Genomic DNA, 22,514 nt, shown 5'->3' with positions numbered 1-22,514 from the left:
CCGGTAGCGACACCGGCGGCGACAGCACGCCTTCTCCCGTTCTCTCACCGTCGCGTAGCACCGCTCAACCGAAAACTACCGCTGGCAGTCCCAGCGCCGGTCCGCGAGCCGGTCCAGCAGCGTGCGAACGTCGTCCGCCCCCGCGGTGACGGTGGCGCTCTCCCGGTGGGCGCCGACGGTCGTCACGGTCGCCGTCACCGATGACAGTCCCTGTCGCTCCAGCAGCCACGCGTACGTCGCCGCCTGCAGCTCGTAGCGATCACGTAGTTCGGGCTCCGGCGGCCGCAGGCCGACCTTGAACTCGTCGACGTGCCACTCGCCGTCAGCATCCACCGAGACCACGTCCGCACGGCCGCCGAGCTCGACGGCCAGCCCCGACACGCGCACGACGGCGTCCAGCGGCTCCTCGACGTACCGCCGTTCGCTCCCCGCCAGCCGCCCGTAGCTCTCCGTCGCCGCCAACTGCGGGCAGAGCGTCCCCTCGACGTAGCGCCGGAGTTGCTCGCGCTCGTCGGGCGCGACGCCGCGGGCGTGTTCGCCGATCGCTCGATCCAGCGCCGCCGGCAGCGGCCCCGAACAGTCCCGGAGCGTGTCGGGATCGATCCCCGCCGACAGCGCGGTCGCGAACACGTCGTGGGCCACGTCGCCGACGACCTCCGGTCCCATCGTCTCGAACGGCAGCGGGACCGTGACGCCGTCCTGCTCGGCGTGGAGCGGTTGCCCGCTCAGGTGAGCGAGCACGCCCTCTTCCGGCGCCGCGGCGAGTTCGTACACCGTGCTTGGACTGACGAACCGGGGCGTCCACCCGCGCTCGGGGAGAGGCTCCGGTCGGCCCGACGGCTCGGCCTCTTCCTGCTGCTCAGCCGACGTCGGCCGCTCGCCGTCCGCGCGGTGGACCGCGACCGTGAACGGGTCGTGGTCGCCGGGCGCCTCGACCGTGTACTCGCCGGCGCGCTCGGCGTCGAACGAGAGCGTCTCTCGGAGCGTGTCGACCCAGCGATCCCGCGGCGTCGGCGCCGAGCGCCGCCCCGGCAGCGGGAGCACGAGATGGTCGCGTGCCCGCGAGAGCGCGACGTACAGCAGGCGCCAGCGCTCGGCACGCGCGGCCGCGACCGGCGCCCGGAGCGGCGGCGGGCCGGCGAGCCGCGGCGGATCACCCTCGACCCACTGCTCGCTCGCCCATCGGAGACCCGCGCTCCCGTCGCCCGGCGAGGCATCCGGATCGTACGGCCCGCCGGCGACCACCGTCCCGCCGAGGTCGGGGTACGCGTCCCCCACTTCGGGATCCGGGGGCGCCAGCGCGACGTGGCGGCCGTGGGCGACGAACCGATCGAGGTAGGCGCCGTACCGGCCGATCCCAGTCCCGAGGTCTGCGACCGCGATCACGTCGTCCTCGTCGCCTTTCGCGCCGTGGATCGTCCGGAACGTCACGTCGGTCTCGGCGGCGGTCGGGAGGCTGGGGCCGCCTCTGGGGTTCCGGCGCGCGTGATCCAGTGCCCTCGCGAGTTCGCCCAGCGAGTACGGCTGCTCGCCCTCCCAGTCGGCGACGACGCCGACCAGCCGGTCGAGCACCGCGGCGTCGTCGACCGCGGTGGCGCTCTGGTTCAGCGGGTCGTCGGCCAGCGACAGCGTCTCGATCACGTCGCTCACCACGTCCGCGCCGGCCATCGCGAGGTGGTCGGCACGCCGGCCCGCGAGCTCGGCCAGCCCGTCGACCACCGCCGCCTTCTCGCCCCGCATCGCGCCCGACTCGGCCACGGCGGCGATCGACCAGTCCGAGCGCATGAGCCGGTCGACGAGGCCGTCGATCGGCAGGTCGTCGTCGTTGACGAGGTCGAGCGTCGCCGACTGCGTCGTCGGCGCGCGGAGCCACTCGACGACCGCACAGACCGCGCCGACGAGGGGGTGGTCGAACAGCGCGCGGCTGGTGTCACGCACCGAGAGCCCGGCGTCGGCGAACGCGTCGACGTAGCTGTCCATGTGCGTCCGGCGGTGGAACAGCACCGTCACGCCCGGCGCCTCGCCGTCCTCGCGCTCGAACCGCCCCGACGCCAGCCCCGTCGCGACGCAGTCGGCCAGCGCCTCGGCCTCGCCCAGTCCCTCGGACGGATCGACCCACGTCGGTGAGCCGGGGCGGCCGTGCTCCGGGAACGCGGCGACGTGGACGCTCGGCTCGGGGGTCGACTCGCGAACGGCCGAGAGACGGTCGTACGCGTCGGTCTCGCGGCCGTCGGCCGCGCCCTCGGCGCCGCCGCGGGTCGGGTCCGAGAACGTCGGCTCGAACACGGTGTCGATCGCGGCCGCGATGGACGGCCGGAAGCGGTACGATCTGGTCGCACTCCGGCGTTCGTGGGGCGTCCAGTCGACGCCGAAGTACTCCCCCTCGGTCGCGGCCCGATCGAACAGGCTCGGCTGGGCGTTGCGCCACGCGTAGATGCACTGCTCGCGGTCGCCGACCAGCAGGACCCGGGTGTCGGCGTCGATCAGCGGCGCGAGCGCGTCGTGCTGTGCCCGGGAGACGTCCTGTGCCTCGTCGACGATCACCGTCGAGAGGCGGTCGGTCCAGCGCCGGCGCAGGCGGTCCCGGAACGCGCTCCCGTAGGCCGCGTCGTCGAAGAATTCGGCGACCCAGTGGGCCACGTCGACGTGTGCGAGCACGCCCGCCGCCCGGCACGCCTCGTCGTAGGCGTCGAGATAGGCGGGCAGCACCGTACAGAGTGCACCGACGGCCTCGTCCCATCGCTCGTGACAGCCCGCGTCGGCGGCGACGACTGCGTCGGGTTTTCCGTCCGACTCCGCCAACGCGCGCTCGACCGCCTCGCGCTCTTCGGCGCCGAAGAACTGCTCGGTGTCCCGCAGCACGTCGGCCAGCGAGTCGGGCGGCCCGTCGGGGTACGTGCCCGAGACGACGGCGTCCAGCCGCTCGCGTAGCTCTGCCACCGACAGGCGGCGTTCGCGACAGGCGCTCCGGGCAGCCGCGAGCAGGTCGGCGGCGTCGGCGTCGTACCGCCCGCCGGGGTAGGCGTCGTCCAGCGTCGCAAACGCGTCGTCGAGCGACTCGTCGTTCCGGACCGTTTCGAGCGCGTCACCGTGGACGCCCGCGAGCGCGGCGCTGTCGCCGACTTCCGGCACCTCCTCGAAGCCGACCTCCCCGGCGATCGCCTCGAACACCGTGCCGAGGACGCTGTCGATCGTCCCCACGCGGTCGCTCCCGCGGAGTGCGGTCCCCAGCTCCGCGGCGGTTTCGTCGTCGAGATCCACCGGCGCGTCGGGGTCGTCGGCGAACCCCCGGAGCGCGCGCTCGACGCCCGGGAGGATGCTCGCGGCGTCGTCACGGGAGAACGAGGTGAGACAGAGCGTCTCCGTGGGGCTGTCGACGCCGGCGCGGGCCTTGCGCGCGAGGTCCTCCGCCGCGATGCTGTCGGCGGTGACGGACTTCCCGGCGCCCGGCCCGCAGTCGAGCACGAACAGCCCCGAGTCGGCCGCGAAGAAGGCGTCGCGGATCTCGGCCTGTGCGCCTTCGAGCCGCCGGTAGCCGTCCGTCCCCTCGTCTCCCCCGCCGGCCGACTCCTTATCACTCATCGCGCACCACCCCCGTCGGCGGCGAGGGCGTCGGGGAGCGTCCCCGCCGTCAGTAGCGACTGCGCCGCCGCCTCGTCGACCTGCCGGGTCGACACCTCCGCGAGGAGCCGCGAGCGCTCCCGCGCGGTGCCCTCGCGGTCCCGGCGGTACCGGGTACAACAGAGCGTCTCGGTCGCGGCGCCGAGCCCGCTGGCGAGGTGGTCGGCCTCGCGGGCGGCGGTCCACCGGCCGGGGACCGCCAGCCGACGAGCGGCGGCACTGTCACCCGCGACGACGGCCTGCCGGAACGCGTCGGGGAACACACTCTCGACCCGGCGCGGCCAGACGCCGTCGACCAGTCCCACCGCGACGACGTGGGGCGCCTCCCGGAGCCACGCGTCCGTCGCGTCGATCACGTCGACTGCGGCGGCGTTGGCGTGCTCGCGCCGGCCCGGGCGGGTGGTCACCACGCGCTCGGCGAGGTCGGCGATGGCCAGCCACGAGCGCAGCACGTCGCCGGCGTCGAGCCACTCGCGGTACTTCGCCCGCGTGTCGGTGAGGAGCTCCTCGATCCGACTGAGTGCGCGGGCGTACCGCGATGTCCGGCCGAGGTCGGCGCTGTCCTCGGCGAACACGCTGGGCAGGGCGAGTTCCCGTCCGGCCTCGACCAGCGGCTCGAACGTCTCGTGAACTGCGACGGGTTCGGGCGTTCCCGGCTGTTCGCGGGCCCAGTCGAGGAACGTCCGGAGCGGGCGCGCCCGCTCTGGCTGGATTTCGCCGGCGTCGACGACCGCCCCGAGTCTGTCCGCCCACCCAACGAGGGAGCGTTCCGTCCCCGAATCGGTCGCGAGCGCCGTTCGGAGTTCGCCGATATCGGCAGTGGACAGCGGCCAGTCATCCATGTCGGCGTCCTCGACCGCGGTCGCCGGCGGGACCCAGTGGAACTCCAGCGGTTCGAGCAGTCGATCTACGTCGAGTTCGTCGGCCGCGAGGACGGCACAGGTTGCCGCGAACTGGCGGTAGGGGATCGTCCGCTCGACCGGGAGCTGTGCCCAGACGGCGAGGTTCACCCCCTGCCGGCCCATCGCCCGCCGGAGCGGGCGCTCGTACTCGGCGGCGTCGCGGGCGACCACCAGCACGTCGCTCGGCGACACCCCGTTCCGGAGGTGAGCGGCGACGACGCCGGCCGCAAGTCGGGCTTCCGCCTCGGGCGTGTCGGCGACGAACTCGGCGGCGGCGAGGTCGGGGGCGATCGACGCGTCCCGCCCGTCGGCTGAGAGGTCGGCCTCGGTTCGGTCCGGAAGCCTGTCGACGATCGATTGCCCCGTCCCCGGTCGGAGCGATAGCGTCACGTCGACGCCGGCAGCCGTGGCCGCGTCCAGCAGCGAGAGCAGCGGGGCGTCCACCGCGCTCACGCCGGCGACGGAGATTCGCTCGGCCGTCGGGAACGTCTCCGACCAGAGCGCTGGACGGTCGCGAAGCGCCGCGGCGGCGGCCGGCAGCAGCGTCTCCCGGGAGTGGACGGCGCCGACACGCTCCGCGAGCCCCCGCTCCAGCGCGCGGACGCCGGCGAGCAGATCGGCCGTGTCCCGGGCAGCGACCGACGGGAGTCCCTCGGCGACTGTCGATAGCGCGTGCAGGCACTCGTCGTCCCAGCCGGTCATCTCGGCGACGCGGGTCTGTGCCGCGGCGATCGTCTCGGCGTGGGCGGGCAGGTCGCTGCCGACCGCGGCGCGCAGCCGTTCGTTCGCTTCGGTGTCCCGCTCCAGCAACGATTCGAGGTGCTTGAGTCGGTCGATCCGGTCGATCGTCTCGCTCGGTTCGCCCGCGGCGTCGAGCAGCCGGCTCGCGATCGCCGTCGCGTCGGTGAGCCGGAGACTGCTCCGGGGCGTCGCTCGCTCGGCGAGCCGACGCTTCAGGTTCCGCCGGTGGAGCCGCTCGGGCGTGACGACGAACTCGGCCGGCTCGGCGGCACGGCTCGCCCGGTCGAGCAGTTCTTCGGGGCGCCCGACGACCGCTCGGAGCGAGCCCCGGTCGGTGGTCTCGGTCATGCGGGGAGGATATCCCCGACGTGGCTCCCGACCGGTAAGTATCCGTGGGACGGCAGCCCGGTCGTGCGGTGGTGGCGGCAACCCTCGCCGGAATCCCGCGGCGTATCGCCCGTCGGTGTCCCGGTCCGGCATGGACGTCACGCTACTGAGTACGGGCGGGACGATCGCCAGCACGGACGGCGACGGCGGGAAGACGCCGTCGAAGGAGGGCGAAGCGCTGATCGAGGCGGTTCCGGGCCTCGGCGAGTTGGCGTCGATAACCGTCGAGCGCGTCGCGAGCGTCTCCGGGTTCGACGTGACGTGGGAGCGGGCGGCCGCGCTCCGGAATGCGGCCGAAGCGGCGGCCGAGGCGTCGGACGGGATCGTCGTCACCCACGGCACCGACACGATGGCGGAGTCGGCGTACCTGCTGGACCTGACGACCGATCTCGACGTCCCGGTGGCCTTTACCGGCGCCCAGCGGCCGTTCGACGAGGTGGGAACCGACGGCCCGCCGAACCTGCTCGCGGCCGTCCGGACGGTCACGCACGACCGCGTAGAGTCGGGCACGTATCTGGTGTTCGACGACGAGGTCCACGCCGCCCGCGACGTGGTGAAATCCCACACCAGCGCGCTGTCGACGTTCCGCTCGCCCGAGCGCGGGCCGGTCGGGGAGTTCACGCCCGCCGGGCTTCGGCTGTTTCGGGAGCCGCGGAGCTATGCGGCCGGTGTGCCGGGAGTCGGCGATGTCGGCGCGGCGATCCCGATCCTCACCTCAGGACTCGGCGCCGGCGGCGACGCGCTCCGGCGGGTGGTCGGGGATCCGGCCAGTTCTGCCGTCGATGGTGTCGTCGTCGGGGGAACGGGACTGGGGAACACGACCGGCGCGCTCTGTGACGCGATCGAGGAGATCCGGGCGGCCGAGGTTCCGGTCGTGATCGCCTCCCGGTGTCACGAGGGCGCGACCGCACCGCTGTACGGCGGTGCCGGCGGCGGCACGACCCTCGACGAACTGGGCGTGCTCTGGGCGGGCGACCTCCAGCCGTGGAAGGCGCGGATCAAGCTCGCGGTCGCGCTGGCGGTCGGCGGCGATGGCGTCGACGAGGCGTTCTTCGAACGCGGGCTCCGCGAGCCCGGGCGGTGAGCGTCGGCGTGGACGATTTCCCCGTGCAGTGTGAACGGCGAACGTGAGCGAGACGACTGCCGATCGGGTCGTGCTCTCCGTCGAACCCGACGACGACGCCACCGCGACGGCGCTCGATTCGGACCGCTACCGGGCGTTCCTCCGCCGTACGCACGCCGGTCCCGTCGCTGTCGGCGATCAGTGGGCGGAGTTCGTGAGCCGTGGCTGTGGGTCGACGCGGGACGTGACGCTCCGCGTGACGGCGGTCGAGGGCGGCGAAGAAATCGGGGCGGAGACGGCGTTCGCGTTTCGGCGCGATTAGGCTTCGGGCGCGGCGTCGACGGTCGGCACCTCGACGGAGTCGAGCACGTCCTCGATCACGGCCGCCTTGTCGACGCCGTCGACCTGTGCCTCCGGCGTGAGCACGAGGCGGTGGGCGAGCGCCTGCTCGGCGACGGCTTTCACGTCGTCGGGCGTGAGGAACTCCCGGGAGCGCAGCGTCGCGTGGGCGCGGCTGATCTCGAACAGCCGCTGGGTCCCGCGGGGAGAGACGCCGACCTCGACGCGGCGGTCCTCGCGGGTCGCCCGAGCCACGTCGGCGACGTAGTCGAGCAGGTCCGGATCGGCGTGGACTTCCTCGGGGACGTGCTGGAGCGTTTCGACCATCCCGTCGTCCAGCACGCGCTCGACGGAGGGCACCTGCTCGGTCCGGCCCGCACGCCGGCGGAGCAGTTCGATCTCGCCGTCGCGCTCGGGGTAGCCCATCGAGTCCTTCACCGCGAAGCGGTCGACCTGCGCTTCGGGCAGCGGGAACGTCCCCTCGCTCTCGACGGGGTTCTGGGTCGCGATCACGATGAAGGGGTCGGGCAGCTCCCGGGTCTCCCCCTCGACGGTGACCTGCCCCTCGGCCATCGCTTCCAGCAGCGCGGCCTGCGTTTTCGGCGGCGCGCGGTTGATCTCGTCGGCCAGCACGACGTTCGCGAAGATCGGACCGGGCTGGAACTCGAAGTCGCCCTCGTTCTCGTGGAACACGTTCGTCCCGGTGATGTCCGCCGGCAGCAGGTCCGGCGTGAACTGGATGCGGGAGAACGAGAGGCCGAGCGCGGTCGAGACGCTCTGGGCGGTCAGCGTCTTCCCCGTGCCGGGGACGTCTTCCAGCAGGACGTGCCCGCGGGCGAGCACGCCGACGAGGACGGTTTCGAGGAACTCGCGTCGAACGATCACGGCTCCCTCGATGGCGTCGAGCACCGCCGCACAGCGCTCGCCCGCCTCCGAGGCGGAGGGCGTGTCAGTCGTCATTCACCCGTAGATTACGCCGGGGGGCCAAAGTTCCTGTCCTCGCCAACGGCCAGCGGGCCAATCACCTCGACTGGATCGGCGCTCACCGGACGGATCTCCAGCGTTCTATCGATCGAAATCCGGTTTACGGCCCTCCCGGAACGCGGCCACCCCCTCCTCGTGGGCGGGCGTGTCGTACGCCATCGACTGGAGGGCCGCTTCCCGCTGGAGGCCGTCGCGCCACTGCTGGCCGAGGCTGTCGTGGATCGCCTCCTTCGCGAGCCCGACGTTGGCGGTCGGCTTGCTCCGGAGCGTTTCGAGCAGGTCGTCGACACGAGCGTCGAGGTCGTCGTCCGGAACCGCCTCGTTGACCAGATCCATCGCCGCCGCCTCGTCGGCGCCGACGAGCTCGCCGGTGAACGCGAGCTCCTTCGTCTTCCGGAGGCCGATCAGGCGCGGGAGGATCGCCGTCGCGCCCATGTCGGGAATCAGGCCGACGTTGACGAACGAGGCCCCGAACCGGGCGGATTCGGCGGCGTACGCGAAGTCGGAGACGGCGACCAGCGACAGCCCAGCGCCGACGGCGTCGCCGTTCACCTTCGCGACGATCGGTACCGGCGCCGACAGGGCGGTCTCGGCGACGCGGCCGAACGTCGACTGGACGCGCTCGTACGCCTCCGCGGTCGTCCAGTCGCGCTCGGCCATCGAATCGATGTCGCCGCCGGCGCTGAAGGCGTCCCCCTCACCCGTGACCACGGCGGCGTCGTGGGTCTCGGGGTCGAGGTCGGCGATCGAGTCTGCGAGCTCGGCGGCCACGTCGGTGGTCATCGCGTTGTACACGTCGGGCCGGTCGAAGGTGATGCGCTTGACTGCGCCGTCGTCGATCTGCATGAGTAGGTCCGGGGCCGGCGGCGTCTTAGTTCCCGCCGCTGGAACCGTGGCCGCTCAGCGCTCGACGTCGAACACCTGCGAGAACAGCGCGTTCTGCCCGCGACGGAGGCGTTCGAGAAAGGCCGTCTTGCTGATCCCCATCGCGTCGGCGACCTCGCTCGCCGTGACCGCACGCGGGACCGTGAAGTACCCCATCTCCACCGCGGTCTCGATCGCGTCGGCCTGCGCGGGTGTGAGATCCCACCGCTCGGGGACGGTGCTGTCCTCCTCCGGCCCGAGCGCGTACACCCGCTCCAGTTCGACGCCGACGGTCCCGCCGGCGGTCTCCATGACCGCCTGCAGGATCTCCTGCCCGACGACGGCGCCGGTCAGCAGGGCGTCGCCGCGCTGGTAGCGCAGCGACTCGACGACGAACCCCGCGCTGACGAGTTCGTGGACGACACTCCGCTGGAGCGAGAGGCAGCGGTAGCTGTGGCGGCCGTCGACGGCCGCGCGGTAGAGGTAGCGGATGCGGTCGTCGGCCTCAAGTGCGGCGGTGAACGCCTCGTTCGGCGCCGCGCTGAACCGTAGGAGGACGTTGCCGTCGTCCCGGAGCAGCGGCGGCGCCACGTCGACGACCGCGTCGGCCGCGCGGGAGGCGTCCGCGAGCGGGCAGTCGTCGCCCCTGATGCGGAACTCCGCCATCAGGCACTCGTCGATCATCGCCGAGAGGAGGCGCCGGGAGTATTTAAAACCCGTCTATGAACTGCCGAACCGGTAAGGTCCGGTGACGGCAACAGTTGACTATGAACATCGAGGAGGTCAAGGAGCAGGCCGAACCCCGCGCGTTCAGCCCGCGGGACGACCTGCCCCGGGAGTACCGCGAGGCGGCGACGCGGATGCTCGAGTTCCACGCGAACAGCGAGATCATGGGCGCGTATCTGGAGCGCCCGTTCATCCGCAAGGCGCCGAGCCTCGAGCGGAAGATGGCGTTCAGCGCCAAGACGCAGGACGAGATCGGCCACGGGCAGATGCTCTACCGGGCCGCGGAGTCGCTGGGGATCAAGACCCGCGACGAGATGCTCGACGACCTCGCCAACGGCGACGGGAAGTTCCTCAACTGCTTCCACTACCCGATGGAGCGCTACGTCGAGACGCCGATGATCGCGTTCTTCGTCGACGGCGCGGCGATGCGCCGGCAGGCGACGCTGAAGTCCTCGAGTTGGGAGCCGTACGCCCACGCGATGGACAAGATCTGCTTCGAGGAGGGGATGCACGTCAAACACGGCGAGTCGATCCTCCGGGAGCTGATGAGCGGCTCCAAGCGGGAACAGGAGATGACACAGGAGGCGTTCGAGGAGTGGTGGCCCCGCATCCTGCAGTTCTTCGGGCCGACCGACGACCAGAGCACGCACCACGACTTCGCCGAGCAGGTGGGGCTGAAGACGAAGTCCAACGACGAGCTCCGGAACGCGTTCCTCAACACGTACATGCCCAAAGCCGAGAAGTACGGGCTGGAGATTCCCGACGAGCCGCGAATCCGGGACAACGGTGACGGCACCTACGAGGTCGTCGAGGACGACCTCGACTGGGAGGAGTTCTTCACCGTCTCGAAGAACGAGTACGCGGGCAGCAAGCAGCAGATCGACAGCCGGGCCCGCGCCCAGGAGGCGGTCCAGTGGGTCCGAGACATGATGGACAGTCAGGCGACCACCGGCGACGGTCCCAACACGCCGCAGGCGGCCGACTGACCATGATCTGGGAAGTGTTCCGACAGGCGGCACCCGGCGAACCCCACGAGCACTGCGGCAACGTCCACGCGCCCGACCGCGTGATGGCCAAGCAGTTCTCGGCCATCCAGCACGGCCGACGCAAGCCGACGCACTCGCTGTGGGTCGCTCCGCAGGAGAAGGTCAGCGGCGTCTACGGCGACGAGGACGCCGGCCCCGTCGACGGCGAGACGGTGTGGACGGTGTTCCGTCAGGAGAAGGCGGGCGGCTACCACACCTACTGCGGCGACGTGTCGACCGACAGCGTCGACGGCGCGAAGGCGGCAGCGGACGAGCAGTACGGCGCCGACGACCCACACAGCCTGTGGCTGGTTCAGTCCAGCTACATCGGCGAGATCACCGCCGATCAGGTGGCGTTCGGCGGCACGACGAACAAGGCCTACCGCTTCGCCCAGACGTACAACGTCGACCCGGCGGCCGAGGAAGTGGCGGCCTCCGAGGACGAGCAGGTGGCGGCCAAACAGCGACGAGGGAAGAACTGATGGCGACACGAGAGACAGACCTCGGGAGTCCGGAGGAGCTGAGCGAGCGGGAACAGCGCGCCGTCGAGGCCCAACTGTTCCGGCTCGCCGACGACGAGTACATCCAGGCCGAGCGCTACACGTTCTGGCAGGTCCGCGCACCGACGCTGGAGTCGGATCTCGCGGTCGCGAACAACGCCCAGGACGAACTCGGCCACGCCCGACTCTGGTACGACGCCATCCAGATGTTCGGCTACAGCGAGGAGTCGCTGCTCTGGGAGAGCGACCCGGACGACTTCCAGCACAGCACCCTCGTGGAGCGCCCGTTCTCGGAGGGCGACTGGGCCGACGCGGTCGTCCGTGGCTACCTCTACGACGTGGCCGAGGATATCCGCCTCGCGGCGCTCGAGGACTCGAGCTACGAGGTCATCCGCAACCGCACCAGCCGGATTCAGGGCGAGGAGGACTACCACGTCGAGCACGCCCAGAGCTGGCTGGAGCGAATGGCCGACGACGGGGAGGCGAGCGAGCGAGTACAGGCCGCGCTGGAAGATCTCTACCCCTACGCGCTCACCCTGTTCGAGCCACTCGGCGAGGTCGAGGAGGACATCGAGGAACTGGGCATCCGGACCGCGAGCCTCGACGAGATGCGCGAGGAGTGGGAGGAGCGAACCACGGCGTTCCTCACCGATCTCGGCTTCGAGGTGCCGACAGATGTCGAACCGGCGACACCGACGGGCCGGGACAACGAGCACACCGAGCACTGGCACGACCTCCACGAGGAGATGGTGTCGGCGTACCGGAACCTCGGTCGCCACAAGGCGACCACACTCATGGACGATGAGTAGCGAGCCCGACGGTCCCGAGGAGTTCGACCGCCCACGAGCCGACCCCGACGCCGGCCCGTGTGGCTACACCGAGTACGAGACCAAAGAGCGCACCACCGAGGAGGTGCCCGCCACCGGCGAGGGCGCCGAGGGACTGGAACGCGAGGTCTGGGCCGCGCTGTACGAGGTCGAGGACCCGGAGATGCCCGTCAGCGTCGTCGACCTCGGGTTGATCTACGGGCTCGAAGTCGCTGACGGCGAGGCCACCATCGACATGACGCTGACCTACAGCGGCTGCCCGGCCCGCGAACTGATCCTCGAGGACGTGGAGGCGGCCGCCGAGAGCGTCGACGGCGTCGACGACGCCGAGGTCCGCCTCGTCTGGGCGCCGGATTGGTCGCTCGATCTCGTGACCGAACAGGGGAAGGAAGCGCTCCGGGAGTTCGGGATCAGCGTGGAGCGATGAGCGACGAGCCGACTTCGGGGCCGAGCGCCGACGCCCCCGAGCAGGACCCGAGCGTCACGACCAGCGGCGAGACGACGGGCGCAGAGTGCCCGTACTGCGGCTCGGAGAACACCGAGCGCGAGCACCCCCGCGGGCCGTCGCGCTGTCAGTCGATCCACTACTGCAACGACTGCCTCCAGCAGTTCAAGAAGTTCGAGTAGCGGGCGGGCTATTCGGCGTCCTCGTCGGCGCTTTTCCGCTTGATGAGGAACTTCATGTCGCCCTCGAACACCACCGTGTCCTCCTGATTCTCCATCACGCAGTCGAGCACGACCAGCCCGGCGTCGTCGCGGCTGAGCTCCTTCTTCTCGGTGACCTCCATCTCCAACTGCAGCGTGTCGCCGATGGTGACGGGGTTCGGGAGGTCCATGTAGTTCATCCCGAGGAACGCGACCGCGGTGCGCTCGACGATGCCCGTCCGGTAGACGAACCCGGTGGCCTGCACGAACGTCATCGGGCCGTGGGCGATGCGCTCGCCGAACTCCTGCTCCTGGGCGTACTCCTTGTTGGTGTGCAGTTCGGTCCAGTCGCCGCTGAGCGCGGAGTGCATCACGAAGTCCGACTCCGTCACCGTGCGCCCGACGCTGATGAACTCCTCGCCGACCTCGAAGTCCTCGAAGTAGTGCGGTTCGTAGCTGTAAGCCATACCCCCGGGTTCGCCCAGTCGGGGTAAATAGCTCCCGGAGGCACCGGCCCCCGCTACCGGTGGTCGTAGACGCGCTGGACCTTCCCGACCTCGCTGCGGGCGATGCCGCCGGACTCGACCAGCGTAAGCTCGTCGGGGGTGAACCCCAGCACGTTCGACAGCCGTTCGCGGATCTCCGTCTCCAGTTCGACGTGGCCCCGATCCGCCCCCTCGGCGCGCTCGACGGTGAGTTCCATCACGTCGAGGTTCTCCTCGCGGTCGAGGTCGATGCGGTAGTGGGGTGCGACGCCGTCGATGTCGAGCACCACGTCCTCGATCTCGCTGGGGTAGAGGTTCACGCCGCGGACGATCAGCAGGTCGTCGGCGCGGCCGGTGACGTTGTCCATCCGGACCATCGTCCGCCCGCACTCACACTCCTCGTAGGTCAGCGTCGTCAGGTCGCCCGTCCGATAACGCAGGACTGGCAGCGCCTCCTTCGACAGCGTCGTGAGCACGAGTTCGCCCTCCTCGCCCTCCGGGAGCGGTTCGCCGGTCTGTGGATCGACGACCTCGGGCAGGAAGCGGTCCTCCCAGATGTGCAGCCCCTCCTGTGCCTCGTGGCACTCGTTCGAGACGCCCGGACCGACGATCTCGGAGAGCCCGTAGATGTCGATCCCGGTCACGTCCAGCCGCTGTTCGATCTCCTCGCGCATCGGATCGGTGCAGGGCTCGGCGCCGAAGATGACCGTCGAGATGGGCAGTTCCCGCGGATCGTGACCCATCTCCTCGGCCGTCTCGGCGAGGTAGAGCGCGTAGGAGGGCGTGCAGGTGAACACGTCGCTGTCGAGGTCGATCATCAGCTCGATCTGGCGCTGAGTCTGCCCGCCGCCGACGGGGATGACCGTCCCGCCGAGCTCCTCGACGCCGTAGTGGAGCCCGAGCCCGCCGGTGAACAGCCCGTAGCCGTAGGCGTTCTGGACGGTGTCGCCGGGCTCGACGCCCGCCGCCGCGAGCGAGCGCGCGACCACCTCGCTCCACACGTCGACGTCGTCGTCGGTGTAGGCGACGATCTTCGGCTTGCCCGTCGTCCCCGAGGAGGCGTGGATCCGGGTCACCTCGTCGTCGTCGACGGCGAACAGCCCGTCGGGGTACTCGTCGCGGAAGTCTTCCTTCGTGGTCGTCGGGAGTTTCGTCACGTCGTCGACGCTCTGGATGTCGGCCGGTTCGACCCCGGCCTCGTCGAGCGTCTCCCGGTAGAACGGAACGTTCTCGTAGGCGTTCTCGACGGTCTCCCGGAGTCGTTCGGCCTGGAGGTCGCGGATCTCCGCGCGGTCGGCGCCCTCTATGGGCTTGTGTACCATACTCGCCCGCTGGACCGACGACAGTAAAAATCATGATGGTTCCGACGAGGTGAAACCAACCGACCGGGCGCCGGTCCGTGGCCGCCACGTCGCCCACGGGAAGGCTTTTCGTCGGACCGGCGGAACCGTGGGCCAATGCGCGAGGCGTACATCATCGGCGCGGGGCAGACCCCCTTCGGCGCGATGCCCGGCGAGAGCTATCGGTCGCTGTTCACCGACGCCGTCGACGCGGCGCTCAACAGCGTCCCCGACGGGATCGACGCCGGCGAGATCGACGAGGCGGTCGTCGGCACGCTCGGCGTCGGCGGGCGACAGATCGGGCTCTCCGGGCCGGCGGTCACCGAACACGCCGGCCTCCACGGCATCCCGAGCACGCGCGTCGAGAACGCGTGTGCGGCCTCGGGGTACGCAGTCAGACAGGCCGTGCAGGCCGTCCGGAGCGGGATGGCCGACGTGGCGCTCGCCGGCGGCGTCGAGGTGATGACCGACATGAGCGGCGACGCGGCGAAGTACTGGCTCGGCGTCTCCGGCGAGACCGAGTGGGAGCGCCTGACCGGCACCACGTTCGCCGGCGTGTACGCCCAGATGGCCAGCGCCTACTTCGACCGCTACGACGCGACGCCGGAGCATCTCTCACAGGTCGCCGTCAAGAACCACAAAAACGGCGCGAAGAACGACGACGCCCACCTCGGCTTCGAGTGTTCGATCGAGGACGCCCGGGACGCGCCGGTCGTCGCCGATCCGTTGAACCTCTATCACTGCTGTCCGACCTCCGACGGCGCCGCCGCGGTGCTCGTCGCGAGCGAGGACGCCGTCGGGGAGTACACCGACGAACCGATCCGCGTTGCGGGGGTCGGTGCCGCCAGCGAACGCGTCGGCCTGTTCCAGCGCGACACCTACACCGGGATCGACGCCTCGATGGAAGCCGCTGCGGAGGCGTACGACCGCGCCGGGATCGAACCGGACGACCTCGACTTCGCGGAGGTCCACGACTGCTTCGCGATCGCCGAACTGCTGGCGTACGAGGATCTGGGGTTCTGTGGCCGCGGCGAGGCCCACGAACTGGTCGACTCCGGCGCCACCGAACTCGGCGGCGAACTCCCGGTGAACGCCTCCGGCGGCCTGAAGTCGAAGGGCCACCCGATCGGCGCGACCGGCGCCGGGCAGATCGCGGAGGCGGTCAAACAACTCCGCGGCGAGGCGGGGGACCGCCAAGTCGAAGACGCAGAACTCGGCCTGACTCACAATGTTGGCGGTAGCGGCGGCGCGGCGGTCGTCCACGTCCTCGAACGGGAGGTGGGACGATGAGCGGCGGCGGCGCGGCCGACGAACCAGGAATCGCCGCGATCGGGGCGTACACGCCCAGACTGCGCATCGACGCCGCTGAGTTCGAGGCCGCGTGGGGGCAGTTCGACGCGGCAGCAATCGAGAAGAAAGCGGTCCCCGAAGCCGACGAGGACGCGCTCACGATGGGGATCGAGGCGGCCCGGCGCGCGCTCGACGCCGCCGACCGCGACGGCGACGAGGTCGCCCACCTCGCGTTCGCGACCACGACGCCGCCGATGGCCGAGGAGGATCTCACGCCCCGGCTCGCGAGCGTGCTCGGCGCACCCACGGACGCCGACACGCGCACGCTCACGGGCAGCACCCGCGCCGGCGCACAGGCGCTCGCCGGGGCGCTCGACGCGGGGACGTGGGGCGGTTCCGACCCGGAAGACGGCGTCGGCCTCGTGATCGTCGCCGACTGCCCGCGCGGCGAGCCGGACAGCGAGATCGAACACGCCGCGGGCGCCGGTGCGGCCGCGCTCGTCCTCGCCGCCGACGGCCCCGGAACAGTCGTCGACCGCGGCTCGCACGTCGAGTCCTCCCCCGGAACGCGGTTCCGCGAGGTCGGAAGCGAGGAGACCACAGGGCTCGGCGTCACTCAGTACGACCGCGAGGCGTTCACGACGGCGCTCGGCGGCGCGGCAGCCGCCCTCGACCTCGATCCGGCGTCCGTCGACGCCGCGGCGGTCCAGTCGCCCGACGGCAAGCTTCCCTACCGCGCCGCGGGCGCGCTTGGCGTCGACACCGAGACGATCGCGGCCGCGGAGACCGTCAGCCAGCTCGGCGACACGGGCGCGGCGAGCGCGTTCCTCGGCGCCGCGTCGGCGTTCGACGACGGCGCCGAGCGCGTGCTGCTCGCGGCGTACGGCAGCGGCGCGGGCGCGAACACGCTCGTGATCGACGGTTCGATCCCCGTCGATGCGGCGCTGTCAGGAACGACCGACCTCTCCTACGCCGAGTACCTCCGCCGGCGCGGCGAGATCACGACCGGCGAGCCGGAGGGCGGCGGCGCGTACGTCAGCGTCCCCTCGTGGCAGCGCACGACGCCGCAGCGCCACCGACTGGTCGCGGGACGGTGTCCGGACTGCGGCGCGCTGAACTTCCCGGCGGGCGGCGCCTGCGGGGACTGCCACGCCCAGGTCGAGGAGTACGAACGGGTCGAACTGCCCGGAGAAGGAACCGTCGAGGCGACCACCACGATCGCCCAGGGCGGCGCGCCGCCGGAGTTCGTCGAGCAGCAGTCCCGGAGCGGCCCGTTCGTGAGCGCGATCGTCGCGCTCGACGGTCCCGACGGCGGCAGCGTGAGCGTGCCCTCGCAAGTGCTCGCTGATGGGGAGGACGTCGAGATCGGCACGCGCGTCGAGGCGACGATCCGTCGGATCTACACGCAGGAGGGAGTGATCCGCTACGGGTTCAAACTACGGCCGGTCGAGCGACGGCGGTAGTCGGCCGAGCGCCTCGGCGATCTTCAGCAACTCCGTGTCACGCGGTTTTTTCTCGGCTCCGGCCCCTCTCCGGCGCATGCACGTAGTCGTACTCGGCGCCGGCACGATGGGACACGGGATCGCCCAGGTATCGGCCATGGCGGGCCACGACGTGTGGCTCCGGGACATCGAGCGGGAGTTCGTCGACGACGGGCTCGACGCCATCGAGGCGAACCTCCAAGGCGGCGTCGAGCGCGACAAAGTCACCGAGGACGAGAAGGCGGCGACGCTCGATCGCATCACCGGGACGACCTCGCTCGAAGACGCGGTCGGCGACGCCGATATCGTCATCGAGGCCGTCCCCGAGCAGATGGAGATCAAGCAGGAGACGTTCGAGGACGTGGAGTCCCACGTCGCTGACGACGCGATCATCGCCTCCAACACCTCCTCGCTGTCGCTGACGGAGATCGCGAGCGCGCTGGACCGCCCGGACCGCGCGGTCGGTCTGCACTTCTTCAACCCCGTGCACATCATGGAGTTGGTGGAAATTGTGGTTGCTGAGCAGACGAGCGACCGAACCGTCCAGCGTGCCCACGAGTTCGTCGAGGGGATCGACCGGACGCCCGTCGAAGTGACCGACTCGCCGGGCTTTGCCTCCTCCCGGCTCGGCGTCGCGCTGGGCGTCGAAGCCATGCGGATGGTACAGGAGGGCGTCGCCTCGCCCGAGGATATCGACGCCGCGATGGAGCTGGGCTACAACCACCCGCAGGGGCCGATCGCGCTGGGCGACGTGGTCGGGCTGGACGTGCGGCTGGACATCCTCGAACACCTCCGGGAGGAGCTGGGCGAGCGGTTCCGGCCGCCGCAGATCCTGAAACGGAAGGTCCGGGCCGGCAAGCTCGGGAAGAAGACCGGCGAGGGGTTCTACGTCTGGGAGGACGGTGAGATCGTCGGCACCAGCGGCGACTGGGGTGGAGAATGACGCTCGAGGAGATCGCCGCCGACTGCGAGACCGTCGACGCCGAGGTCGGCGCTCGGGGCGACCGCGTGGCCACGATCACGCTCCGGCGCCCGGACGCCCGGAACGCGCTGAACGCCCAGCTACGCGAGGAACTCGCCGACGTGATCGACGCGGTGGAGGGCGAGGAGGTCCGGGCAGTCGTGCTCACCGGCGCGGAGGAGGCCGGGGCGTTCGCCGCCGGCGCCGACGTGACCGAGCTCCGGGAGCGCGACGCGCTCGAACAGCGCGAGGCCAGCAAGCGCCCGCGGGTGTACGAACACGTCGCCGACTGCCCGATGCCGGTGATCGCCCGGATCAACGGGCACGCCCTCGGCGGCGGCTGCGAACTGATCCAGGCCTGTGACGTACGCCTCGCCCACGAGGACGCCAAAATTGGCCAGCCGGAGATTAACCTCGGCATCATGCCCGGCGGCGGCGGCACCCAGCGGCTCCCCCGGCTGGTCGGCGAGGGGCAGGCCATGCGGCTGATCCTCTCCGGCGAGCTGATCGACGCCGACGAAGCCCGGGAGATCGGCCTCGTCGACGAGGTCCACGGCGACGACGACTTCGACGACGCAGTGAATGACCTCGCGTCGTCGATGGCCGCGAACAGCCCGGTCGCGCTGGAGTTCGCCAAGCAGTCCGTGCAGGCCGCCTCGCAGATGGGGCTGGAAGACGGCATCGAGTACGAGGCCGAACTGTTCGCCCAGCTGTTCGCGACCGCCGACAAGGACGAAGGGATCGACGCGTTCCTCGAAGACCGCGATCCCGAGTGGCAGGGGGAGTAGCTCGCTGAACCCACTTCGTAAACCACTAATAGCGATATCGAAACCCCGAATCCGTCCCGGATCCAGTGTTGCCGGCGGGACTGGCTTTATGCCACACTGACCCAAGGTAGAGCCATGTCTACCGAACGGACGGACGTGGTCGTGATCGGCGCCGGGCCGGGCGGCTACGTCGCCGCGATCCGTGCCGCACAGCGGGGCCTCGAAACCACCATCGTCGAGCGCGGCGAACCGGGTGGCGTCTGCCTCAACCACGGCTGCATCCCCTCGAAGGCGCTGATCGACGTGGCACGCGCCGCGGGCGGGGTCGGACGGATGGCGGATCGCGGCGTCCACGCCGAGCCGACGGTCGCGTTCGACGAGCTGAGCGAGTGGCAGGACTCCGTCGTCGACCGGCTCACCGGCGGCGTCGAGCAGCTTCTCGACGCCAACGGCGTAACCTACCGGGAGGGGACCGCCCATTTCCAGGACGACCACACCGTCGAGATCGACCCGCCGTCGCTGACCGTCGACTCGACGACGCTCTCCTTCGAGCACGCGGTGATCGCGACCGGGAGCCGCCCGATCGAGCTTCCGGGTTTCTCGTTCGACGACGAGCCGGTGTTGAGCTCCCGCGACGTGCTCGACCTCTCGGAGCGACCCGACCGGCTGGTCGTCGTCGGTGCGGGCTACATCGGGATGGAGCTCTCGACGGCGTTCGCCGAGCTGGGCACCGACGTGACCGTCCTCGAGGCGCTGGACGACCCGCTGCCGGGCTACGCCGACGAACTCGTCGAGCCGGTCGCCGAGCGCGCCCGCGAGCTGGGGATCTCCTTCTCCTTCGGCGAGGCCGCACAGGAGTGGTACGAGGACATCACCGGCGCGCCCGTCGTCGTCACCGAGACCGAGGACGGGGACCAGCAGGAGTACGAAGCCGACGCCGTGCTCGTTGCCGTCGGTCGCCGCCCGGTCGCCGACACGGTCGACCCGGACGCCGCGGGCGTGACGGTCGACGACGACGGGTTCGTCGTCACGGACGAGAACGGACGGACCAGTCAGGAGCACATCTACGCCGTCGGCGACGTGGCGGGCGAGCCGATGCTGGCTCACGAGGCCAGCCACGCGGCGCTCCACGCCGTCGAGGCGATCGCCGGCGGCGATCCGGGGCCGGTCGGCCCCGTCCCGAGCGTCGTGTTCACCGAGCCCGAGATCGCGACCGTCGGGGTCGCTCCGGAGGCTGCGGAGCGGGAGGTCACTGTCGGCCGCATGTCGTTCCGCGGGAACGGCCGCGCGCTCACCGCCGGCGAGGAGGAAGGGTTCGTGCAGGTCGTCGCCGACGCCGACGACGGGACGCTGCTGGGCGCCCAGATCGTCGGCCCGGAGGCGTCGGAGCTGATCGGCGAACTGACGCTCGCGGTTCGGAACGAACTCACCGCGGCCGACGTGGCTCACACCGTCCACGCGCACCCGACGCTGGGGGAGGCGTTGATGGAGGCCGCCGCGAACGTCGACGGCGAGGCGATACACACCGTGAACCGCTGAGGCGGCTCAGAGCGTGCGTTCGATCGCGCGGCGCACGTCGTCGGCGTCGGGCACGACCTCGTCCTCCTGTGTCGGCGAGAAGGGAATCGGCGTGTCGGGGACGCCGACGCGCTGCAACGGCGCGTCGAGGTGCCAGAACGCGTCCTCGGCCGACCGCGCGAACACTTCTGCGTGGAACCCGTAGGAGAGCGGGCTCTCGTCGGCGACGACCAGCCGCCCCGTCTTCTCGATACTGTCGGCGATCGTGTCGGTGTCCAGCGGGTAGAGCGAGCGCGGGTCGATCACCTCGATGCCGAGGTCGTCGAACTCCCGGCTCGCCGCGAGCGCCTCGCCGAGCAGTCGCTGGGTGGCGACGACGGTCACGTCGTCGCCCTCCTGTTCGACGCTTGCCTCGCCCAGCGGGACGGTGAACTCCTCGTCGACCGGCACCTCGCCCCGGCGCTCGTAGATCGTCTTGTTCTCGAAGAACACCACCGGGTCGTCCGACCTGATGGCGGACTTCATCAGCCCCTTCGCCGCCTCGGGCGTGCCCGGGGCGACCGCCTTGATCCCCGGGAGGTGGGACACCATCGAGTGGACCGTCCCGGAGTGCTGGGCCGCGGCGTTGAGTCCGGCGCCCTCGATCGCCCGGATCGTCATGGGGACGGAACTCGCGCCGCCGAACATGTAGCGGGTCTTTCCGGCCTGATTCATCACCTGGTCGTAGCAGACGCCGATGAAGTCCGAGAAGCTGAGGTTCACGACCGGCCGAAGCCCGGTCGCGGCGGCGCCGACGCCCGAGCCGATCTGTGCCGCCTCGCTAATCGGCGTGTTCCGCACGCGGTCGAAGCCGAACTCGTCGTGCAGCCCGGCGGTCACCTCGAAGGAGCCGCCGTCCTCCTCGTCCTGACCCATGATGAACACGTCGTCGTCCCGGAGCAGCTCCTCCCGGAGCGCCGAGCGGATCGCCTCGCGGAGGCTCAGTCGCTCGGTCTCGCCGCTCATTCTCCACCCCCGTCGGCGCGGAGCCGATCGTGGAACCGCTCGACGTCGTCGACGGGCTCGGCGAACACGTCGTCGTAGGCGTCCTCCGGGTCGGGCTCGTCGGCGTCGCGGGCGAACTGGATGGCGGCGTCGATCTCCTCGACGACCGACTCACGTAGTTCCTCGAACGTCGCCTCGTCGATCACGCCCTCCGCGAGCAGCCGCTCGCGGTAGTTCTCGATCGGGTCGCGTTCACGCTTCCACTCCTCGACCTCCTCCTCGGACCGGTAAGGCTCCTCGTCGCCCTCGAAGTGGCCGCGGTAGCGGTACGTCTTGGCCTCGATCAGCGTCGGCCCGTCGCCGGCGAGCGCGCGGTCGCGGGCATCGTTGACGAGGTCGTTGACCGCCTCCACGTCCTGCCCGTCGACGATCTCACCGGGGATCCCGTAGGACGCGGCCATGTCCGCGAGGTCCTCGATGTTGTGCTGCTCGTCGAACACCATCCCCTCGGAGTACTGGTTGTTCTCGATGACGAAGACGATCGGCAGCCCCCACGTCGCCGCGAGGTTGATCGCCTCGTGTACCTGTCCGGCGGCCGTGGAACCGTCGCCACAGAACGCGATCGCCATCCAGTCCTCGTCGCGGAGGTGGGCCGTGAGCGCCGCCCCGGTGCCCAGCGGGACGCTGGCGCCGACGATGGGCTGGGCGCCGAGCATCCCGGTGTCGAGGTCGGCGACGTGCATCGACCCCCCTCGTCCGCCACAGTAGCCTGCCTCCTTGCCGTAGAGTTCGGCCATGAGCCGATCCGATTCCAGCCCCTTCGCGAGGCTGTGACCGTGGGCGCGGTGGGTGCTCGTGACGTAGTCGTCGTCGTCGAGCGCACCGCAGGCGCCGACCGCGACGGCCTCCTGCCCCTGCGAGAGGTGGACGAACCCGGGAATCTCGTTGTCCGCGAACCGCTCGCTGACCCGGTTCTCGAACTCCCGTATCAGCAGCATCTTCCGGAGGGCCTTCCGCCTGTCGTCGGCTGAATCCAAGTCGAACTGTGGCATGATAATGATTAA

Annotated in this window: 20 protein-coding genes and 1 pseudogene; 12 read left to right on the top strand and 9 right to left on the bottom strand. The window is 70.8% G+C overall.

Annotation, left to right across the window (positions count from 1 at the left end; all coding sequences use genetic code 11):
• Positions 1-75 precede the first annotated feature (75 nt).
• On the bottom strand, positions 76-3,582 hold the full coding sequence (locus ACYQZ5_RS08210) for a UvrD-helicase domain-containing protein (RefSeq protein ID WP_459845790.1): 3,507 nt from the start codon (positions 3,580-3,582) through the stop codon (positions 76-78).
• Positions 3,579-5,612, bottom strand: coding sequence for a PD-(D/E)XK nuclease family protein (locus ACYQZ5_RS08205; protein ID WP_459845788.1), 2,034 nt, complete (start codon positions 5,610-5,612; stop codon positions 3,579-3,581). Before ACYQZ5_RS08205 ends, ACYQZ5_RS08210 begins: the two co-directional genes overlap by 4 nt.
• A gap of 130 nt (positions 5,613-5,742) precedes the next feature.
• On the opposite strand from ACYQZ5_RS08205, the gene ACYQZ5_RS08200 reads away from it, so the two are divergent.
• Entirely contained in the window at positions 5,743-6,735 is a 993-nt protein-coding gene (locus ACYQZ5_RS08200) for an asparaginase (protein WP_379818305.1), read from the top strand.
• 43 nt (positions 6,736-6,778) lie between these two features.
• Complete coding sequence (locus ACYQZ5_RS08195; protein ID WP_379731913.1) at positions 6,779-7,036, top strand: DUF7968 family protein; 258 nt, start codon at positions 6,779-6,781, stop codon at positions 7,034-7,036.
• Here the strand turns inward: ACYQZ5_RS08195 and ACYQZ5_RS08190 are convergent.
• The 3 genes from ACYQZ5_RS08190 to ACYQZ5_RS08180 form a co-directional block, all read right to left on the bottom strand.
• Positions 7,033-8,013 carry an AAA family ATPase gene (locus ACYQZ5_RS08190; RefSeq protein WP_379731911.1) on the bottom strand — a complete coding sequence of 327 codons (981 nt, stop codon included), beginning with the start codon at positions 8,011-8,013 and terminating at the stop codon, positions 7,033-7,035. The genes ACYQZ5_RS08195 and ACYQZ5_RS08190 overlap by 4 nt on opposite strands.
• A gap of 105 nt (positions 8,014-8,118) precedes the next feature.
• The gene (locus ACYQZ5_RS08185) at positions 8,119-8,883 is read right to left on the bottom strand and encodes an enoyl-CoA hydratase/isomerase family protein (RefSeq protein WP_379731910.1); all 765 of its coding nucleotides are present in this window, start codon (positions 8,881-8,883) and stop codon (positions 8,119-8,121) included.
• A gap of 54 nt (positions 8,884-8,937) precedes the next feature.
• Positions 8,938-9,585 carry a helix-turn-helix domain-containing protein gene (locus tag ACYQZ5_RS08180; protein WP_459845784.1) on the bottom strand — a complete coding sequence of 216 codons (648 nt, stop codon included), beginning with the start codon at positions 9,583-9,585 and terminating at the stop codon, positions 8,938-8,940.
• An 83-nt stretch (positions 9,586-9,668) separates the two neighbouring features.
• Here ACYQZ5_RS08180 and ACYQZ5_RS08175 point away from each other — a divergent pair, with 83 nt between their 5' ends.
• The 5 genes and pseudogenes from ACYQZ5_RS08175 to paaE all read left to right on the top strand — a co-directional run bounded on the left by ACYQZ5_RS08175 (position 9,669) and on the right by paaE (position 12,606).
• Entirely contained in the window at positions 9,669-10,613 is a 945-nt protein-coding gene (locus tag ACYQZ5_RS08175; RefSeq protein ID WP_379731549.1) for a Phenylacetic acid catabolic protein, read from the top strand.
• A 2-nt stretch (positions 10,614-10,615) separates the two neighbouring features.
• Positions 10,616-10,780, top strand: a pseudogene (locus tag ACYQZ5_RS08170) (1,2-phenylacetyl-CoA epoxidase subunit PaaB); the annotation flags it as partial.
• 353 nt (positions 10,781-11,133) lie between these two features.
• Positions 11,134-11,961 carry a 1,2-phenylacetyl-CoA epoxidase subunit PaaC gene (paaC, locus tag ACYQZ5_RS08165; protein WP_379731547.1) on the top strand — a complete coding sequence of 276 codons (828 nt, stop codon included), beginning with the start codon at positions 11,134-11,136 and terminating at the stop codon, positions 11,959-11,961.
• The gene (gene paaD, locus ACYQZ5_RS08160; RefSeq protein ID WP_379731546.1) at positions 11,954-12,406 is read left to right on the top strand and encodes a 1,2-phenylacetyl-CoA epoxidase subunit PaaD; all 453 of its coding nucleotides are present in this window, start codon (positions 11,954-11,956) and stop codon (positions 12,404-12,406) included. The genes paaC and paaD overlap by 8 nt, the downstream gene beginning before the upstream one ends.
• Entirely contained in the window at positions 12,403-12,606 is a 204-nt protein-coding gene (gene paaE / locus ACYQZ5_RS08155; RefSeq protein WP_379731545.1) for a 1,2-phenylacetyl-CoA epoxidase subunit PaaE, read from the top strand. Before paaD ends, paaE begins: the two co-directional genes overlap by 4 nt.
• Before the next feature lie 8 nt (positions 12,607-12,614).
• Here the strand turns inward: paaE and ACYQZ5_RS08150 are convergent, their stop codons facing one another.
• Together ACYQZ5_RS08150 and paaK are read right to left on the bottom strand one after the other, a co-directional pair.
• Positions 12,615-13,091: a MaoC family dehydratase gene (locus ACYQZ5_RS08150; protein WP_379731544.1), complete on the bottom strand. Its 477-nt coding sequence runs from the start codon at positions 13,089-13,091 to the stop codon at positions 12,615-12,617.
• Positions 13,092-13,144: 53 nt separating this feature from the next.
• Entirely contained in the window at positions 13,145-14,431 is a 1,287-nt protein-coding gene (paaK, locus tag ACYQZ5_RS08145) for a phenylacetate--CoA ligase PaaK (RefSeq protein ID WP_379731543.1), read from the bottom strand.
• A gap of 135 nt (positions 14,432-14,566) precedes the next feature.
• Between paaK and ACYQZ5_RS08140 the strand changes: the two genes are divergently transcribed.
• From ACYQZ5_RS08140 to lpdA, 5 genes are all read left to right on the top strand, one after another.
• The gene (locus tag ACYQZ5_RS08140) at positions 14,567-15,739 is read left to right on the top strand and encodes a thiolase domain-containing protein (protein ID WP_459845780.1); all 1,173 of its coding nucleotides are present in this window, start codon (positions 14,567-14,569) and stop codon (positions 15,737-15,739) included.
• Complete coding sequence (locus ACYQZ5_RS08135) at positions 15,736-17,202, top strand: OB-fold domain-containing protein (protein ID WP_459845778.1); 1,467 nt, start codon at positions 15,736-15,738, stop codon at positions 17,200-17,202. Before ACYQZ5_RS08140 ends, ACYQZ5_RS08135 begins: the two co-directional genes overlap by 4 nt.
• Before the next feature lie 76 nt (positions 17,203-17,278).
• On the top strand, positions 17,279-18,163 hold the full coding sequence (locus ACYQZ5_RS08130) for a 3-hydroxyacyl-CoA dehydrogenase family protein (RefSeq protein ID WP_379732744.1): 885 nt from the start codon (positions 17,279-17,281) through the stop codon (positions 18,161-18,163).
• Positions 18,160-18,969, top strand: coding sequence for an enoyl-CoA hydratase/isomerase family protein (locus ACYQZ5_RS08125; protein ID WP_379817984.1), 810 nt, complete (start codon positions 18,160-18,162; stop codon positions 18,967-18,969). The genes ACYQZ5_RS08130 and ACYQZ5_RS08125 overlap by 4 nt, the downstream gene beginning before the upstream one ends.
• A 114-nt stretch (positions 18,970-19,083) precedes the next feature.
• Entirely contained in the window at positions 19,084-20,487 is a 1,404-nt protein-coding gene (gene lpdA, locus ACYQZ5_RS08120) for a dihydrolipoyl dehydrogenase (RefSeq protein WP_459845776.1), read from the top strand.
• 6 nt (positions 20,488-20,493) lie between these two features.
• On the opposite strand, the gene ACYQZ5_RS08115 is transcribed toward lpdA, so the two are convergent.
• Together ACYQZ5_RS08115 and ACYQZ5_RS08110 are read right to left on the bottom strand one after the other, a co-directional pair.
• Complete coding sequence (locus ACYQZ5_RS08115; protein ID WP_379732279.1) at positions 20,494-21,471, bottom strand: alpha-ketoacid dehydrogenase subunit beta; 978 nt, start codon at positions 21,469-21,471, stop codon at positions 20,494-20,496.
• Complete coding sequence (locus ACYQZ5_RS08110) at positions 21,468-22,502, bottom strand: thiamine pyrophosphate-dependent dehydrogenase E1 component subunit alpha (RefSeq protein ID WP_379732280.1); 1,035 nt, start codon at positions 22,500-22,502, stop codon at positions 21,468-21,470. Before ACYQZ5_RS08110 ends, ACYQZ5_RS08115 begins: the two co-directional genes overlap by 4 nt.
• Positions 22,503-22,514: the final 12 nt, after the last annotated feature.

Source organism: Halolamina salina, assembly GCF_054653455.1.
The sequence above is the reverse complement of the archived record's forward strand: the minus strand, read 5'-3'. Positions and strand labels throughout refer to the sequence as shown.

What these genes read in the sequence shown, in the direction of transcription:
- ACYQZ5_RS08140 (WP_459845780.1), top strand. Translation starts at nt 14,567, where the DNA reads ATGCGCGAGGCGTACATCATCGGCGCGGGGCAGACCCCCTTCGGCGCG.
- ACYQZ5_RS08185 (WP_379731910.1), bottom strand. Translation starts at nt 8,883, where the DNA reads ATGCAGATCGACGACGGCGCAGTCAAGCGCATCACCTTCGACCGGCCC.
- ACYQZ5_RS08115 (WP_379732279.1), bottom strand. Translation starts at nt 21,471, where the DNA reads ATGAGCGGCGAGACCGAGCGACTGAGCCTCCGCGAGGCGATCCGCTCG.
- ACYQZ5_RS08180 (WP_459845784.1), bottom strand. Translation starts at nt 9,585, where the DNA reads ATGATCGACGAGTGCCTGATGGCGGAGTTCCGCATCAGGGGCGACGAC.
- paaE (WP_379731545.1), top strand. Translation starts at nt 12,403, where the DNA reads ATGAGCGACGAGCCGACTTCGGGGCCGAGCGCCGACGCCCCCGAGCAG.
- ACYQZ5_RS08175 (WP_379731549.1), top strand. Translation starts at nt 9,669, where the DNA reads ATGAACATCGAGGAGGTCAAGGAGCAGGCCGAACCCCGCGCGTTCAGC.
- paaK (WP_379731543.1), bottom strand. Translation starts at nt 14,431, where the DNA reads ATGGTACACAAGCCCATAGAGGGCGCCGACCGCGCGGAGATCCGCGAC.
- paaD (WP_379731546.1), top strand. Translation starts at nt 11,954, where the DNA reads ATGAGTAGCGAGCCCGACGGTCCCGAGGAGTTCGACCGCCCACGAGCC.
- lpdA (WP_459845776.1), top strand. Translation starts at nt 19,084, where the DNA reads ATGTCTACCGAACGGACGGACGTGGTCGTGATCGGCGCCGGGCCGGGC.
- ACYQZ5_RS08130 (WP_379732744.1), top strand. Translation starts at nt 17,279, where the DNA reads ATGCACGTAGTCGTACTCGGCGCCGGCACGATGGGACACGGGATCGCC.
- ACYQZ5_RS08200 (WP_379818305.1), top strand. Translation starts at nt 5,743, where the DNA reads ATGGACGTCACGCTACTGAGTACGGGCGGGACGATCGCCAGCACGGAC.
- ACYQZ5_RS08190 (WP_379731911.1), bottom strand. Translation starts at nt 8,013, where the DNA reads ATGACGACTGACACGCCCTCCGCCTCGGAGGCGGGCGAGCGCTGTGCG.
- ACYQZ5_RS08150 (WP_379731544.1), bottom strand. Translation starts at nt 13,091, where the DNA reads ATGGCTTACAGCTACGAACCGCACTACTTCGAGGACTTCGAGGTCGGC.
- paaC (WP_379731547.1), top strand. Translation starts at nt 11,134, where the DNA reads ATGGCGACACGAGAGACAGACCTCGGGAGTCCGGAGGAGCTGAGCGAG.
- ACYQZ5_RS08110 (WP_379732280.1), bottom strand. Translation starts at nt 22,502, where the DNA reads ATGCCACAGTTCGACTTGGATTCAGCCGACGACAGGCGGAAGGCCCTC.
- ACYQZ5_RS08125 (WP_379817984.1), top strand. Translation starts at nt 18,160, where the DNA reads ATGACGCTCGAGGAGATCGCCGCCGACTGCGAGACCGTCGACGCCGAG.
- ACYQZ5_RS08205 (WP_459845788.1), bottom strand. Translation starts at nt 5,612, where the DNA reads ATGACCGAGACCACCGACCGGGGCTCGCTCCGAGCGGTCGTCGGGCGC.
- ACYQZ5_RS08135 (WP_459845778.1), top strand. Translation starts at nt 15,736, where the DNA reads ATGAGCGGCGGCGGCGCGGCCGACGAACCAGGAATCGCCGCGATCGGG.
- ACYQZ5_RS08210 (WP_459845790.1), bottom strand. Translation starts at nt 3,582, where the DNA reads ATGAGTGATAAGGAGTCGGCCGGCGGGGGAGACGAGGGGACGGACGGC.